We start from the raw sequence: 335 nt of genomic DNA, 5'->3' as shown, positions 1-335 counted from the left end.
CAGGAATCGAGGGTCCTTGGTCGGGTCGTTCATGCTGTCAGGCTCCAACCGCTTCGGGTTGGCCACCGTCGGCGACATGCACAGTCTCGCGGTGAGCGTAGGCGTCGGCGATCCGGAGAAGCCACTGCGTTTCGGCACGGAGGTCTCCGGCACGGGAAGTGGTGTCCGTCGCCGACGGCACGGCGACCTCGTCGGCGGGATGGCTGGCCTGCAAAGCGGCCAGTGCTGCCTTGACGACCGTAGCTTCGACGACCGCGGCGCCCTGCTCTGTCCCGGCGTTGACGGTCCGCTGGGCGGCTTCGTGCACGCTCCGGGAGCGGTACGGGCGCAGGGCG

The 335-nt window shown here is 69.6% G+C and carries 1 protein-coding gene; it reads right to left on the bottom strand.

Features of this window, described 5'->3' with window-relative positions; genetic code table 11:
• Positions 1 to 37 precede the first annotated feature (37 nt).
• Positions 38 to 335 (bottom strand): DUF6545 domain-containing protein (locus RB628_RS42970; protein WP_318325809.1); only part of this gene is annotated, 298 nt, incomplete at its 5' end.

Origin of the sequence: Streptomyces sp. ADMS (assembly GCF_033441795.1) — a bacterium.
GTDB lineage: Bacteria > Actinomycetota > Actinomycetes > Streptomycetales > Streptomycetaceae > Streptomyces.
Note: the sequence above shows the minus strand (reverse complement) of the source record. Positions and strands in the feature narration are given on the sequence as shown.